The sequence below is a fragment of the Streptomyces sp. CA-142005 genome (genome assembly GCF_050942335.1).
GTDB lineage: Bacteria > Actinomycetota > Actinomycetes > Streptomycetales > Streptomycetaceae > Streptomyces.
Genome location: NZ_CP192078.1, coordinates 4153378 through 4167422, shown reverse-complemented (window position 1 = coordinate 4167422; position 14045 = coordinate 4153378). Strand labels below are relative to the sequence as shown.

12 protein-coding genes and 1 pseudogene are annotated in these 14045 nt (G+C 69.5%); 6 read left to right on the top strand and 7 right to left on the bottom strand.

Features of this window, described 5'->3' with window-relative positions:
* Window positions 1-123 precede the first annotated feature (123 nt).
* A complete protein-coding gene (locus tag ACQPXS_RS19590; RefSeq protein ID WP_433450678.1) occupies window positions 124-1440 on the top strand; it encodes a DUF445 domain-containing protein in 1317 nt (438 codons plus the stop codon).
* A 76-nt stretch (window positions 1441-1516) separates the two neighbouring features.
* Entirely contained in the window at window positions 1517-3094 is a 1578-nt protein-coding gene (locus tag ACQPXS_RS19585; protein ID WP_433450676.1) for an MFS transporter, read from the top strand.
* 13 nt (window positions 3095-3107) lie between these two features.
* Here ACQPXS_RS19585 and ACQPXS_RS19580 read toward each other — a convergent pair whose 3' ends face one another.
* Window positions 3108-3551 (bottom strand): hypothetical protein, encoded by a 444-nt coding sequence (locus tag ACQPXS_RS19580; RefSeq protein WP_433450675.1) that lies wholly within the window; start codon window positions 3549-3551, stop codon window positions 3108-3110.
* 152 nt (window positions 3552-3703) lie between these two features.
* Here ACQPXS_RS19580 and ACQPXS_RS19575 point away from each other — a divergent pair, with 152 nt between their 5' ends.
* Entirely contained in the window at window positions 3704-4657 is a 954-nt protein-coding gene (locus tag ACQPXS_RS19575) for a GlxA family transcriptional regulator (protein WP_433450674.1), read from the top strand.
* A gap of 67 nt (window positions 4658-4724) precedes the next feature.
* On the opposite strand, the gene ACQPXS_RS19570 is transcribed toward ACQPXS_RS19575, so the two are convergent.
* Window positions 4725-5027 (bottom strand): hypothetical protein, encoded by a 303-nt coding sequence (locus ACQPXS_RS19570; RefSeq protein WP_351809827.1) that lies wholly within the window; start codon window positions 5025-5027, stop codon window positions 4725-4727.
* Between the two features lie 168 nt (window positions 5028-5195).
* On the opposite strand from ACQPXS_RS19570, the gene ACQPXS_RS19565 reads away from it, so the two are divergent.
* Together ACQPXS_RS19565 and ACQPXS_RS19560 are read left to right on the top strand one after the other, a co-directional pair.
* On the top strand, window positions 5196-5621 hold the full coding sequence (locus ACQPXS_RS19565) for an Hsp20/alpha crystallin family protein (protein WP_433450672.1): 426 nt from the start codon (window positions 5196-5198) through the stop codon (window positions 5619-5621).
* Between the two features lie 215 nt (window positions 5622-5836).
* Window positions 5837-6316, top strand: coding sequence for a DUF2267 domain-containing protein (locus ACQPXS_RS19560; protein WP_351809818.1), 480 nt, complete (start codon window positions 5837-5839; stop codon window positions 6314-6316).
* A 186-nt stretch (window positions 6317-6502) separates the two neighbouring features.
* Here the strand turns inward: ACQPXS_RS19560 and ACQPXS_RS19555 are convergent, their stop codons facing one another.
* The 5 genes and pseudogenes from ACQPXS_RS19555 to ACQPXS_RS19535 all read right to left on the bottom strand — a co-directional run bounded on the left by ACQPXS_RS19555 (window position 6503) and on the right by ACQPXS_RS19535 (window position 13006).
* Complete coding sequence (locus tag ACQPXS_RS19555) at window positions 6503-6700, bottom strand: DUF397 domain-containing protein (RefSeq protein ID WP_433450670.1); 198 nt, start codon at window positions 6698-6700, stop codon at window positions 6503-6505.
* Window positions 6700-6960: pseudogene (locus ACQPXS_RS19550) on the bottom strand (Scr1 family TA system antitoxin-like transcriptional regulator); the annotation flags it as partial. The gene ACQPXS_RS19555 and the pseudogene ACQPXS_RS19550, both read right to left, overlap by 1 nt.
* Window positions 6961-6985: 25 nt before the next feature.
* Complete coding sequence (locus tag ACQPXS_RS19545) at window positions 6986-10123, bottom strand: DUF3427 domain-containing protein (protein WP_433455870.1); 3138 nt, start codon at window positions 10121-10123, stop codon at window positions 6986-6988.
* A 321-nt stretch (window positions 10124-10444) separates the two neighbouring features.
* Window positions 10445-11461: a hypothetical protein gene (locus ACQPXS_RS19540; protein WP_433450669.1), complete on the bottom strand. Its 1017-nt coding sequence runs from the start codon at window positions 11459-11461 to the stop codon at window positions 10445-10447.
* A 69-nt stretch (window positions 11462-11530) separates the two neighbouring features.
* Complete coding sequence (locus tag ACQPXS_RS19535) at window positions 11531-13006, bottom strand: beta-1,6-galactanase (RefSeq protein ID WP_433450668.1); 1476 nt, start codon at window positions 13004-13006, stop codon at window positions 11531-11533.
* A 241-nt stretch (window positions 13007-13247) separates the two neighbouring features.
* Between ACQPXS_RS19535 and ACQPXS_RS19530 the strand changes: the two genes are divergently transcribed.
* Complete coding sequence (locus ACQPXS_RS19530; RefSeq protein ID WP_433450666.1) at window positions 13248-14045, top strand: class E sortase; 798 nt, start codon at window positions 13248-13250, stop codon at window positions 14043-14045.

Sequence of the window (14045 nt, the reverse complement as noted above, 5' to 3'; positions counted from 1 at the left end):
GGCCCTGCCCAAAGCCCCCCTTCTGACAGACGCCGGGAACTCTTGTTCCGTTCCGGGAGTCGGTCAGGAAGGGACAATTGTGTGCGGGATCACCGATCGGGTGGAACTGAACGGGTGGAGCTGATGGAAACGACCGAGACGGAAGCGGCGCCGGCGCGGGGCGTGTCGTACAAGTCCATGACGGCCTTCACTCCGGCCGACGAGGAGCGCCGGCGCGGGGTGCGGCGCATGAAGCTCACCGCGACGTGCATGCTGCTGTTCGTGGCGCTGGTGTACGTCCTGGCCAAGCTCGCCTCGCACGAGGGTGCCGGGCCCTGGGCCGGTTATGTCGCGGCGGCTGCCGAGGCCGGCATGGTGGGTGCGTTGGCGGACTGGTTCGCCGTGACCGCGCTCTTCCGGCATCCGTTGGGGCTGCCCATTCCGCACACCGCGATCATCCCGACCAAGAAGGATCAGCTGGGCATCTCGCTGGGGGAGTTCGTCGGCGAGAACTTCCTCTCCCAGGACGTCGTGCGGCAGCGGTTGCGCGCGGTGGGTATCGGCAGCCGCCTCGGGGTGTGGCTGGCCGAGCCGGAGCATGCGGACCGGGTGACGGCGGAGCTGGCCACGGCGTTGCGCGGTGCGCTGACCGTGTTGCGGGACAGGGATGTGCAGGTGGTGGTGAGCGAGGCGATCACCCGGCGGGCGAACACGAAGGAGATCGCGCCGGGTATCGGCAAGATGCTGGAGGGGATCGTCGCCGACGGCGGGCATCGGCGGGCGGTGGACCTGGTGGTGGCGCGGGCGCACGACTGGCTGGTGCTGCACCGGGACGATGTGATGGTGGCGGTGGAGGGTGGTGCGCCGGGCTGGACGCCGCGGTTCGTGGACCGGAAGGTGGGCGAGCGGGTCTACAAGGAGCTGTTGCGGTTCGTCGTCGAGATGCGGGACATGCCTTCCCATCCGGCGCGGGGTGCGCTGGACCGGTTCCTCACCGACTTCGCCTCCGATCTGCAGTCGGACACGGACACCCGGGCGCGGGTGGAGCGGCTGAAGGCTGAGGTGCTGGGCCGGGGTGAGGTGCAGGATCTGATCGCGTCGGCCTGGACGGCCGTGCGGGCGATGGTGGTGGCGGCGGCCGAGGACGAGCGGAGTGAGCTGCGGATGCGGGTGCGGGCCGGGCTGCTGTCGCTGGGGACGCGGATGGCGACCGAGCCGAAGGTGCAGGAGAAGGTCGACAGCTGGGTGGAGGGTGCGGCGGTGCATGTGGTGACGACGTACCGCAGGGAGATCACCTCGCTGATCACGGACACCGTGGCGAGCTGGGACGCGGAGCACACCACCCGGAAGATCGAGGCGCACATCGGCCGTGACCTGCAGTTCATCCGGATCAATGGCACGGTGGTGGGGTCGCTGGCGGGGTTGTTGATCTATGTGGTGACACGGACGCTGGGCGCCTGAAACCGGGGGACGGGGGCACCCGTTGTGCCGTCCCCTTCTCGTGTCGGGGGGATGACCTTCGGCGAGGAGGGAGCTCATGGCCGCAGCGTGGACGCCGTCACCGGAGACCGGCGGGCCGGGTCGGACCGGCCGGACCGTCACCACCGACATCCCGGCCCGGCTGGACCGGCTGCCGTGGTCCCGCTGGCACTGGACGATCGTGATCGGCCTGGGAACGGTGTGGGTCCTCGACGGTCTGGAGGTCACGGTCGTCGGCAACATCGCGGGCCGTCTGGCCGAGCCGGGCAGCGGGGTGTCGATCACCTCGGGTCAGATCACCGGTACGGCCGCCGCGTTGTATGTGGCGGGGGCCTGTTCGGGTGCGCTGTTCTGGGGCCGGCTGACCGACCGTTTCGGCCGCAAGAAGCTCTTCATGATCACTCTGGCGGTGTACCTGGCGGCGACGGCACTGACGGCCCTGTCCTGGGAGGCCTGGTGGTTCTTCCTGTTCCGTTTTCTGACGGGCTTCGGCATCGGCGGTGAGTACGCGGCGATCAACTCGGCGATCGACGAGCTGATCCCGGCCGCCCACCGCGGCCGGGTGGATCTGATCATCAACGGGAGCTTCTGGCTGGGCGCGGTGGGCGGTTCGCTGCTGTCGATCGTGGCGCTCGACACGGATCTGCTGGCCAGGAACGTCGGCTGGCGGCTGACGTTCGCCCTCGGAGCCGTGCTGGCGCTGGTCATCCTGCTGGTCCGCCGGCATGTCCCGGAGAGTCCGCGCTGGCTGCTGATTCACGGCAGGGACCGGGAGGCGGAGGAGATCGTCTCCGGTATCGAGCGCCGGGTGGAGCGGGAGGGGGGTGCGAGGCTGCCCGAGCCGCGGGGCGAGCTGGAGATCCACCAGCGCGAGAGTGTGACGTTCAGGGAGATCGCCCGCACGGTCTTCGCCCGTTACCGCAGGCGCGCGGTCCTCGGTTTCTCCCTCTTCATCGGCCAGGCGTTCCTGTACAACGCGATCACGTTCGGCTTCGGCGCGATCCTGACCAGGTTCTACGACGTGCCTTCGGGCGACACCGGTTACTACTTCGCGGTGATCGCGGTCGGCAACTTCTGCGGCCCGCTGCTGCTGGGCAGGCTGTTCGACACGGTGGGCCGCCGGGTGATGATCTCCTCGACGTATCTGTTGTCGGGCCTGTTGCTGTTCGGTACGGCGTGGCTGTTCGACCGGGGCGTGCTGGGCGCGGGCACGCTGACGGCCTGTTGGTGCGCGGTGCTGTTCTTCGCCTCGGCGGGTGCCTCCAGCGCGTATCTGACGGTCTCCGAGGTCTTCCCGATGGAGACGCGGGCGATGTCCATCGCGTTCTTCTACGCGCTCGGTACGGCGGCGGGCGGCATCAGCGGCCCTCTGCTGTTCGCCGACCTCACAGGGACGGGCAGGGTCGGCGACACGGTCCTGGCCTTCTCGATCGGGGCGGCCCTGATGTGTGCGGCGGGCCTGGTCGCGGCCTTCCTGGCCGTACGGGCGGAGCGCCGCTCGCTGGAGGACGTCGCCCGTCCGCTGACGGCGGTGGCGAGCCGGGCCAGGGGGGCGAGGCGGGGTGCGTCCGGCCTGGGGGGTGCGGGGGATGCGCAGGGGCCGTCGGCACCGCCGGCGACGCCGAGCGCGCCGTAGGTCCCCTGTGCGTTCAGGCGCCTGTCGTGGAGCCGGGCCGCACGATCATCAGGACGGTCACGGTCGCCCACAGCAGGCTGAAGATCCCGGTGGACATGGCGAGCCGGGCGGGGTTCGTGCCGCGGCCCTCCACCACCGCGTTCTGGGCGGGAAGCACCAGCGCGGCCAGCACGACGGCGGCGAGGGCGGTCAGCGCGATGGACACGATCAGCCAGGCGCTGCCGAGCACGCCCATCTCGTCGGCGGTGGCGAACCCGAAGGCCGGGACGACGACGCCGACGAGGGCGTAGACCCGGCAGATGCGGTGCAGCAGGTGCAGCGTGGCGGTGGCAGCGGGATCGCCGGGCGCGGCGAGGGCGCGGCGTGCGACGGGCGGGAACATGCCGGCGGCGACGGTCACGGGGCCCACGGCGACGATGGCGGCGAGGACGTGGACGGCGAGGAGGAACTTGGTCACGCGGTGACGGTAGGCGGCGGGCGGATCTTGCAGAAGTGGCGAGAGTGCCAGGATTCGACGAATTCCCGCCAGGCAGGCAGGGGCCAGTGTCTGCGGTTACGGCGCTGATGGACGCCGTTGGCCGTAATTCGGCGGGGGTCTAGGATCCCGCCATGCACACTGTGGCTGTACTGGCGCTGGACGGCGTCGTTCCCTTCGATCTCTCCGCCCCCATCGACACCTTCGGCTGGGCGCGGCTGCCCGACGGCCGGGCGCCCTACCGGGTGCGGGTGTGCTCGGTGCGGGGGGAGGTGAGCGCGGGGGCCTTCACGGCGCGGGCGCCGTACGGACTGGAGGCGCTGGCGGAGGCGGACACGATCATCCTGCCGGGCGTGGCGGAGCCCCCGGAGGAACTCCCGGCGGGAGTGGCGCAGGCGCTTCGCGCGGCGGCGGCGAACGGCACGCGGATCGCCTCGATCTGCGTGGGCGCGTTCCTGTTCGCGGCGACGGGCCTGCTGGACGGCCTGCGCGCGACGACCCACTGGTGCGCGGCGGGGGACCTGGCGGCGCGGCACCCGAGGGTGACGGTGGACCCGAACGTCCTGTACGTCGACAACGGCCAGTTCCTGACGTCGGCGGGCGCCGCGGCCGCCCTGGACATGTGCCTGCACATGATCCGCAAGGACTTCGGCTCGGCGGTCGCCGCGCACGCGGCACGCATGTCGGTGATGCCGCTGGAACGGGAGGGCGGCCAGGCGCAGTTCATCGTCCACGACCTGCCCCCGGCGCCGTCGGGCGCCACTTTGGAGCCGCTGCTGCACTGGCTGGAGGACCACTGCGACCGCGATCTGACGGTGGACGAGATCGCGGCCCAGGCGGGTATGAGCACCCGCACCCTCAACCGCCGCTTCCGCGAACAGACGGGCACGACGCCCCTGCAGTGGCTGCACCGGGCGCGGGTACGGCGGGCCCAGCACCTGCTGGAGACGACGCCGTACCCGGTGGAACGGATCGCCACCCAGACCGGTTTCGGTTCGCCGACGGCTTTCCGGGAGCGCTTCCGGAGGGTGGTGGGGACGAGCCCGCAGGCGTATCGGAGGGCGTTCCGGGCGGGGGAGCGGGCGTAACCGGGCCGACGCCGCGCTGGTCGCCCTTACGGGGCCGCCCCTACGGTGTTCTCAGCCCTGCCGCGTCTTATGCCTTGCGGTCGGCGACGGCCCAGGAGGCGAGGGCGACGGCGCCGGCGACACCGAGGACGGACGGCCAGGCGCCGACCTTCTTGGCCAGCGGATGAGACCCGGCGAACGCGGCGACATAGGCGGCCGTGAGGGCGCCCGCGGCCTTCCCGCCGGCCTGCGCCCGCCACTGCTGGGCGGCAGCGACCCCGGCGACGGCCAGCACGGCCCCACCCAGTTGCCGCTTCTTGGTCCAACGGGCCACGCCATACCCGCCGACCAGCCCGGTGGCGGCGACGACTGCACTGGGAACCCTGGCCACGACTGCCTCCTCTTTCACCACTTTTGCGGTGTCTCCGTGGACGAGGCTAACGCGCAGGTCAGCCGACCCGCCCAACCTGAGTCGAGGCTTGTCAACTTTCCCTCCTGGGGTTATATAAGAAGCCGTAGGGCATCGCGTCCCAACCCCTGAAGAGAGGAGTGACCTGTGATGCTCATGCGCACCGACCCCTTCCGCGATTTCGATCGCCTCACGCAGCAGCTCTTCGGAGAAGCCGCGCGCCCGGCCGCGATGCCGATGGACGCCTACCGCGCCGGAGACGACTTCCTGGTCCACTTCGACCTCCCCGGCATCGACCCCGAGACGATCGAGCTGGACGTCGAACGCAACGTCCTCAACGTCCGCGCCGAGCGCCGCAGCCCGGCCCCCGAGGACGCGCAGATGCTCGTCGCCGAGCGCCCCACGGGCACCTTCACCCGCCAGCTGTTCCTCGGCGACACCCTCGACACGGAGCGCATCGACGCGTCGTACGAGGCCGGCGTCCTGACGCTGCGCATCCCGGTGGCCGAAGCGGCCAAGCCCCGCCGCATCCAGATCGCGGGCGGCGACAGCGGCCGCAAGCAGATCAGCGGCTGACCGGCCGCCCGGAGGACGGCTGACGCGACGCGTCCCGGGTCACGGGCGGGACCCGGGACGCGACCTGCCGGCACCGCACCGCGAGTGCCCGCCGCCCCTCGGACCACACCTTCCACACGTTCCGCACATTGCCCGAACTCACGCTCATGTCCCGCGCATTACGGGGTACCGGCTCTGCCTGTGCCTCGACGCGTCCCGGAGGAGGAGCCAGCACGATGACCGTGACGACCCCGCAGCCGAGAACAACGATCCCCACTCCGTCGCCCCTGGTGGCCCGTGACGGTGACCCCGACACCAGGCGCTGGCACGAACTGACGGAACGGGTGCGCGAGGCGGGCCAGTACACCACGAGGGCGGAGGCGGAACGCGTCACCCGCATAGTCCTCTCCGCCCTGGGCGGCCACGTGACCGGCGACGAACGCGTCGCCCTGGCCCAGTCCCTCCCCCGGGAAGCGGCCCGGGTGATCGCCTCCCAGATCCCCGCGACCCACCCCCTGACGGCCCGGCAGTTCGTGGAGTCGGTGGCAACGCGCATCGAGGGCTCGACCCCCGCGACGGCCCGCTGGGACGTCAGCTCGGTCCTCAGCGTCCTGGCGACCTGGGTGGGCGACCCTCTGACCACCCGCCTCCTCACCCAGCTCCCCCCGGGCTACGCCCTCCTCTTCGGGCGGGGGGATCTGGCGGCGACGGCGTAGCGCAGCGGATACCGGGCGCCGCATCCATTGCGGCGCCCGAGCCCGGCACATGGTCTTCAGTAACTGCCCTTAGCCGCTGAGCCGCCCTGGCGTGCATGCATGCGGAGACCGTGCTCCCCTCCACCGCCGACGCGAACGCAGCGCCCTAGGGGCCGCGCGCCGGGTCCCTTGTCCGCTGCGCGGTGCCTATCTGAGCGCATCATGCGCTATGGCATGTGTGAATCTGCGCCATGTATCAAGTCGGAGCCTGACCACAGGCCCGCCTGTCACCTTGGAATCACGTATGAGCGTGTCGTCACCGGTGTAGGCGCATTCCACGCACTCGGTGCCGCTGCCACCGCTGTAGGAGGACTTGAACCAGTGCAGTTCCGACGACGCTGCCATCAAGACTCCTTGCTGATCCGTTCGATGAGCTCGGCTGACGACTCGAAGTCGAGTGCTTGAGCGCTGAGGTACTCGAACGCCAACCTATAACGGTCCAGTTCCTGCGGCTTCTCCATGAAGAGGCCGCCGCCGATGAGGTCTACGTACACCACGTCGAGTTCTCGCGCTTGCCCCCGCAAGACGGCGAAGCTGCCTACCGCTGCCGCGTGGGCGCCGCGTGCGAACTGGAGCGAGCCCAGACCCACTTCCTCGCCGACGTTGAGGTCCGCTGATCGTCAGTGTCGTTCAGCTCGCAGCGATAGCCGAGTACGTCCACACGTCGGCCGGAACTTCGTGCTTCAGGCGCCATGTGATCGCCATCGGCTTGCTGCCGGTGTGTTTTTCGTAGGTGGCCGGGCCGAGCAGCATCCACGGCTGGGACTTGCCTATGTCGGTGTTCTTGTAGCGCCGCATGAACAGCAGGACATGGCTGCCGCGTTTCTTGTGTTCCTGGTAGCGCAGGCCGGTGGGCGAGTTGGCGGCGATTGCGTTCTGGGACTCCCAGTGGAAGAGCGTCGGGCTCAACGCGTAGTCCTTGTACCGGATGGTGGGCGAGAAGTCTTTCTCGTTCTTCTCCAGCGTGACGAGAAGCGCGTCGGTTTTCAGCTCCTCGACCCATTGCACGCCCTGTGCGAAGGAGCGGGGCATCTGGCCGCCGAAGCGGGCCACGCCGAGGGCGGCGAGGATCTCGGAGCGGTTGTAGGCGCTGTGAACCTTCAGCGGGACGTGGCTGAGGGGGCCGGAGAGTGGGATGGGGACGTGGTCGGACTGCTCGATGACGTGCGCAATCACCTGCCGCAGTTCGTCCCGGAACACCCGCTGGTCTCGCAGCGATTCCAGACCTTCCTGGAAGCTGGTGAACCCGCCTGCGTTGTCCCAGAGGTTGAAGAACAGCATGCGGGCGAACGACTTGTCGGTGGGGGTGAGCTCTTCGTACGCCGGAGCGTCGTCCTGGAGAAGGCGAAGATAGGCCTCCGCGCGCTCCGGATCGTCTACGTGCAGGAAGGCGTGGACCCGCTTGAGGAGTGCGACCTCTGCAGAGGGCGCGGGTTCGTCGATCAGTCCGGCTCGACGCAGCACTGTCGTCCAGGAGTTGTCGCTCTTGTACAGCTCCTTGATCTCCCGACGGCTCTCCCGCAGGTAACTGGCGAGGCGGGGCGTGCCGTAGGCCCGGACCTCCTTCACCAGTGTCTTCACCGTGGCACCCAGCTGGGTCCGGATGTTGTCGATGACGAGGTCTTTCGACTTGCCCTCCAGGATGATCTGGCAGCCGGACGGCAGCTGGGGGAAGTCGTGCTCGATGTGGTCGAGGAGTCGGTTCCGACACAGGTTCGTCAGGGCTCGGAACTGTTCCTCGAAGCGGAACTCGGCCCGGTGCTGACCGATGAAGTCGAGGACGGTGAGGACGGGCTTCGATTCGGTGCGGCGCAGACCCCGCCCCAGCTGCTGGAGGAAGACGGTGGCGCTGTTGGTAGGGCGGAGGAGGAGCAGCGTGTCGACATCGGGGATGTCCAGGCCCTCGTTGAACAGGTCGACAGAAAAGATCACTTGGAGTTTTCCGTCACGAAGGTCGGACAACGCCTGGGAGCGCACTTCAGACGGTGAGTCGCTGTCGAGCGCCACTGCCTCGAAGCCGGCCTTTCGGAAGAAGTCCGCCATGAAGTGGGCGTGTGCCTTGGTCACGCAGAAGCCGAGCGCCCGCATGGCGCCAGGGTTGGAGACCTTGTCCCGGATCTGCTTCACCACGATCCGGGCGCGCGCGTGGTTGCCCGTGTAGAGGTTGCCGAGCTCACGGTCGGCGTACGAGCCCTTCTGCCAGCCAAGGTTCGTCAGATCCGTGCCGTCGGGGATGCCGAAATAGTGGAAGGGGCAGAGCAGGTCGTTCTCCAGGGCTTCCCAGAGCCGCATCTCGGCCGCGATCCGGCCCTCGAAGAACTCGTCTTGGACGTTGAGCCCGTCCATCCGTTCGGGCGTGGCCGTCAGGCCCAGCAACTCCTTCGGCGTGAAGTGGTTGATGACGCGCCGATAGGTGGTGGCTGTGGCGTGGTGGAACTCATCGATGACGATGAGGTCGAAGTGATCCGGCGCCAGTTGCTCAAGGCGCTGAACGTTGAGCGATTGGGCGCTGGCGAAGACGTGGTTCCAGTCGCGTGGATCCTGTCCTGCGTGGAGCAGCTCGCCGAAGGAGGCATCGTCCAGTACCTCCTGGTAGGTACGCAGGGACTGCTTGAGGATCTCCTTGCGGTGGGCCACGAACAGCAGCCGCGGTCGGTCGCCGTCCGACTTGCTGCACAGGCTGCGGTAGTCGAGGGCGGCCATCACCGTCTTCCCGGTGCCGGTCGCCGCGACCAGAAGATTCCGGTGCCGCCCGCGCAGCTCCCGCTCGACGGTGAGCCGCTCCAGCATGTCCCGCTGGTGGGGGAAGGGGCGCACCTCAAGACCGGAAAGGTTGATCTTCAGGTCCGTGCTGGCCTTGGTGCCACTCGCCTGGGCCAGCGCTTCATCGAGACGTTCGGCGTGGAGGTCGGGGTCGTATGTCTCGAAGGCGATGTCGTTCCAGTACGCGTCGAAGGTCGCCTCGAACTTGTCCAGTACGGCAGGTGTCGCGACGGACGACAGCCGTACGTTCCACTCCAGCCCATCGAGCAGCGCCGCCTTCGAGAGGTTGGAGCTGCCGACGTACGCCGTGTCGAAGCCTGTCTCACGCCTGAACAGCCAGGCCTTGGCATGCAGTCGCGTGGACCGTGTTTCGTAGTTGACCTTGACCGTGGCGCCGAAGTCCCGGACCAGACGGTCGAGCGCGTGACGGTCGGTGGCGCCGATGTAGGTGGTGGTTATGACGCGTATCGGCACGCCACGTTCCCTCGCGGCGCGCAGCGAGTCCTCCAGGACGCGAATGCCGTACCACTTCACGAACGCGCAAAGCAGGTCGATGCGGTCTGCCGTAGCCAGCTCCGCCCTGAGCTCGGCACCGAGGCTGAGGTCCTCTGGGGAGTTGGTGATGAGCGACGTCTCGGACAGAGGCGTCAGGGGGCGCAAGGCGTAGACGCCTGGGGCCTCCTGCCGTGCGAGAGACAGAAGCTGTCGCGGCCCCTCGATGAGGGAGCTGACGGTTTCGGCATCGCTCGATTCTGGAGCGTTTGTAGCGGCCAGGGCCTCGAGGATGCGGTTCGCGACGCTGACGCGGTCCTCGGCCGGAACCTGAGCCAGCCTTTGGCCGACAGCGTCACCGACGTAGCGAGCCAGGACGTGGGGGGCGGACTCCGAGCTGACCTCGGCGTCAATGGCCTTCCAGCCAGCCGCCTCGAATCGCTCCAGCTCGTCGCGTACGTCATGCGTGATCAGCTTCTCGTAGACGCCGGCGATCGGCTCCGATCGGCCCATCGGGTCTGCCACGGCTGCTCCCCCCTGATCCCTCGTGCGCTCCTGCGCGGCCTTGCGCGCCGATGTGGATCAGTTCTAACAGCAGCCACCGACAAGTGGAGGTTGTGTGCCCAAATCAGGGCACCGGGGCCTCCCGGCCGCCCTCGGCCCGGGCCGCTCCAGCACGGGGAAGCAGCGAGCAGGCGGCCCGGAGGAGGCGGGGCCCCGGTGGGTGGCCGTTCGGTTGGCTGGATGGGCAGCCGGAACTAGGGGCGCGTCAGCTGGGTGGTGGCACGCCGGGCCCGGGCCGCGGCTTGCGGTCGTGGCGGAATCAGGGCGTTCCTACGCTCCGTGGCAGGCGTCATAGACCTGGGCAGAGCCACACCAGCACCCCGCCCCCCTCCCCGGTGGCCAGGCCACCGCCCGCCCTCGTGCCGCCAGCGTCGTCGCGTACTGGGGCAGCAGGGTCACGTCCTCCGGCGACGAGCCCTCCGACGCCGCGAACGCCTCGTACGAAGGGACCGTGCCCGTGACGATGCCCAGGTTTGCCGTGCCCGAAGACGACAACTCGCGCAGGGACGACTCTATGGTCGCGAGGTGGGTCTCGTGGGACGGGTACTCCACGGTCAGGGTCGGGTAGGCCGACAGGAGTTCCGCCAGTTCCGGTGCCGGCCAGTGGAGGACCGCTACCGGGAAGGGGCGGGAGAGGGCCTCCCGGTAGGCGCCCAGTTCGGCTTGGAGGCGGGTGATTTCCGCCTGGAGTTCCGCCGGGTTCTCCGAGCCCAGGGACCAGACGCGTTTGGGGTCGTGGAGCTCGTCCAGGGACACGGCGGACGTGTGGAGCGTGTCCGCCAGGGTGTCCCAGGTGTCGTGGGGCAGGCCCAGCATGCGGCGGACGCGGTGGCGGCCGTAGAGGAGGGGGTGGGTGGCGGGTGCGGGTTCCGTGTCGTCTGCGTCCGGCAGGAGCAGGCTCGCCCCCTGTGTGAAGGTCTCCGCCGCCGCTTCCAGCTCGTCGTGGGACTCCAGGGACTCGGCGATGATCACCCAGGGGGCCGGGTCGCGGGGGGCGGATGTGCGCAGGCCCTCGATGATCGCCCTTGCCTCCGCCTCGTGGCCGTACTCCCAGAGGTTCGACGCCTTCAGGGCGCGGACCAGGGCGGGGTTGTCCAGGCCGTCGTCGGCGGACAGCAGGCGGTCGTAGAGCGCGGTGGCCGCGGGGCGGTCGCCGGACAGTTCGAGGTGGGCCGCCGCCCGCAGAAGCAGGGCCTCCGCGTCCTCGGGGTACAGTCCGGCGGTTCGCTCCAGGCGTGCCGCTTCGGCGGTGTGGTCGACGTTCTCGGCAGGCGTGTCGGGGCGCATGGGGGACACCGTACTGCCGAGGGGTGACAGGGCGGGGTAAGGACCGGTCAGGCTCCTGGGAGATCTCTCCTACACCGTCACCCCGTCCAGTTGAAGCGTCTGGACCGACTTCGGGGCGAAGGGGACGGACAGGGATTTACCCGACAGGTAGGTGTCCGAGTGTGGGGTGTAGAGGTCCGACCCGCCCGTCGTCACCGTGTTCCAGCGGGGGACCACGCCTCCCGGGCCGCCGGTCACGGAGGAGAAGCGGGACAGGTCGAAGGTCAGGGTCGTCGCCGAGGACGACGTGTTCGCCGCGACTATCACCAGGCGTTTCGCCTGCCTGTCCAGGGCCGCCGCCGCGTAGCTCGCTCCCGTGTCCAGGATCGTCATCCCGGGGCGGATGTGGCGGGTGAACTGCGCGAGGACGTAGTACTTCGTCTGTACCGCGCCCGGCTGCAAGGTGCCCGCGTCGTACGCGATCGTCGCCCAGCCCGCGCTCGGGTCCATCACCTGCCAGTACACCCAGGCCGTGGGGTGCAGCCAGCGGAAGTCGTAGAGGAGGTTGCCGGCCAGGGTCAGGCCCGTGGCGTCGCCGTCTCCCGTTTCCGAGTTCCACAGGGCCTTGCCCGCGGTCGTCACCACGTCTGTGTAGAGCAGGTCGCGGCGGCCGCCGGAGCCCTGGTAGCCGTGGACGTTCACCCGGTCCACATAGCCCTTCGTCGTCGACGAGAAGGAGTTCCAGGTGGTGCGGGCCAGGTCGTAGCTCGTCTCGTCCGACGCCGAGATCTTCGTCGCCGTCAGGCCTCGCTTGTTCAGCTCGCTGCGGAGGTAGGGGAGTACGGCCGCCTGGACCGTCGCGTCCATGTGGCAGCCCTCCTGGGTGCCCGTCGCCGTCCACCAGGAGGAGGACGGTTCGTTGAAGGCCTCCACCGTCGTGAAGGTCACGCCCCAGTTCTGTTTCGCGTACAGGGCCACCGACGCCAGGTGGGAGGCGTGCTGGCGGTAGTTCCAGGACTGGAGGTTGTTGCCGCCGCCCGAGGCGCCCGAGGGGTTGTGGTCGAGGCACATCCACCACATGGGGGAGTTGGCGAAAAGCTCGGAGATCGCGCCGCGTTGGGTGGCCTTCTGCAGCATCGCGCGCTGCGTCGCGTCCGCCGTCCACTTCCAGGACGACGACGTCGGGTCCTCGTTCGTCCAGTCCTGCCAGTAGCCTTCGATCTGCTTGAACGACGGGATGTTCGGGGAGGCGACCATGGACTCGCCGCCCACGCTGTTCCAGCTGCACGCGCCCAGGTTGTAGCGGGCGATGTTCAGGCCCAGGCCGGGCAGCGCCGTGCCGTCGTACGTCGTCGTCTTCGTCGTGAAGAAGATGTCGGCGAAGTCGTCCCTCGCCCCGAAGACGTTCGCCCACCAGGCCAGCGAGGTGCCCCAGCCCTCCCAAGTCCCGTAGGTGGCCGACGGGTTGATCGATATCGTCGCGTCCGCCCTCGCCGCGCCCGTGGCCAGGGCGCTGCCCAGGATGCCCCCGCCCGCCGCGGCCAGCAGGGTTCTGCGTCGGATCATGGCTTCTCCGCCTCTCCGCTCTCCGGCCCCTCCGCTCTCCGGCTCTCGCTTTTGCGTTGCGCGCTCCGGCAGCAGGAAGCATCGGGCGTGGCGGGTGAGGTTGTCGAGGGTTCCGACAGCGCTTTCTAAAACCCGTTGAGGAAGCCGTCGGAATCGGCGACCCCCTGTGACTATGGCCAGTTGTGCCCGTTGCGCCTACCCTGCGGGCGGCTCCCGTGGGGGTCCGTGGAGGTGGGTGCGGATGCCGGCATGGTCGGGCGTGCGGGTCGTACGGCACAGCGATCGGCGTCGGCGTGCCCGGCGGCGGCGCGCGCTGTGGGGCGGGGCCGAGGCGCTCGTCACCGTCGGTGTGCTGCTCATGCTGCTGGTCGTGCACCAGCTGTGGTGGACCAACCGGGAGGCCCGGCGCGGCGCCGAACGGCAGGTGGAGGCGCTGGAGCGGGAGTGGGGGCATGAGGGGTACGGCGCCGGTGGCGCGGCCCCGTCGCCCCTCGCCTCCGGCGCGCCCACGGCCCCCGCACCGGCCCCGGACGCCTCCGCCTCCCGTGCGCCGCGGCGGTCGTACGCGCCCGTCGGTCGCCCCCGGCGGTCCCAGGCGTACGCCGTCCTGATCATCCCCCGGCTCGGGCTGCGCGTCCCCGTCGCCGAGGGTGTGAGCAAGGCCGACGTCCTCAACAAGGGGTACGTCGGCCATTACCGGGGGACCGGGCAGCCGGGGCAGGCGGGCAACTTCGCGCTCGCCGGGCACCGGAACACGCACGGCGAGCCGTTCCGGTACCTGCCCCGGCTGCGGCGCGGGGACGACATCGAGGTGGAGACGCGGACGGCGACGTACACGTACGACGTCGACCAGATCCTGCCGCAGACCTCCGCGACGGACTCGGGGGTCATCCAGCCCGTCCCGCGCTCCCTCGTCCGGCCGTCCTACGGCTACGACTCACCCGGTTACTACATCACCCTGACCACCTGCACCCCGGAGTTCACCTCGCGCTACCGGATGGCGGCGTGGGGGAGGCTGGTGTCGATGCGGCCCCGCTAG

What these genes read in the sequence shown, in the direction of transcription:
- ACQPXS_RS19590 (WP_433450678.1), top strand. Translation starts at nt 124, where the DNA reads ATGGAAACGACCGAGACGGAAGCGGCGCCGGCGCGGGGCGTGTCGTAC.
- ACQPXS_RS19585 (WP_433450676.1), top strand. Translation starts at nt 1,517, where the DNA reads ATGGCCGCAGCGTGGACGCCGTCACCGGAGACCGGCGGGCCGGGTCGG.
- ACQPXS_RS19575 (WP_433450674.1), top strand. Translation starts at nt 3,704, where the DNA reads ATGCACACTGTGGCTGTACTGGCGCTGGACGGCGTCGTTCCCTTCGAT.
- ACQPXS_RS19565 (WP_433450672.1), top strand. Translation starts at nt 5,196, where the DNA reads ATGCTCATGCGCACCGACCCCTTCCGCGATTTCGATCGCCTCACGCAG.
- ACQPXS_RS19560 (WP_351809818.1), top strand. Translation starts at nt 5,837, where the DNA reads ATGACCGTGACGACCCCGCAGCCGAGAACAACGATCCCCACTCCGTCG.
- ACQPXS_RS19555 (WP_433450670.1), bottom strand. Translation starts at nt 6,700, where the DNA reads ATGGCAGCGTCGTCGGAACTGCACTGGTTCAAGTCCTCCTACAGCGGT.
- ACQPXS_RS19545 (WP_433455870.1), bottom strand. Translation starts at nt 10,123, where the DNA reads ATGGGCCGATCGGAGCCGATCGCCGGCGTCTACGAGAAGCTGATCACG.
- ACQPXS_RS19540 (WP_433450669.1), bottom strand. Translation starts at nt 11,461, where the DNA reads ATGCGCCCCGACACGCCTGCCGAGAACGTCGACCACACCGCCGAAGCG.
- ACQPXS_RS19535 (WP_433450668.1), bottom strand. Translation starts at nt 13,006, where the DNA reads ATGATCCGACGCAGAACCCTGCTGGCCGCGGCGGGCGGGGGCATCCTG.
- ACQPXS_RS19530 (WP_433450666.1), top strand. Translation starts at nt 13,248, where the DNA reads ATGCCGGCATGGTCGGGCGTGCGGGTCGTACGGCACAGCGATCGGCGT.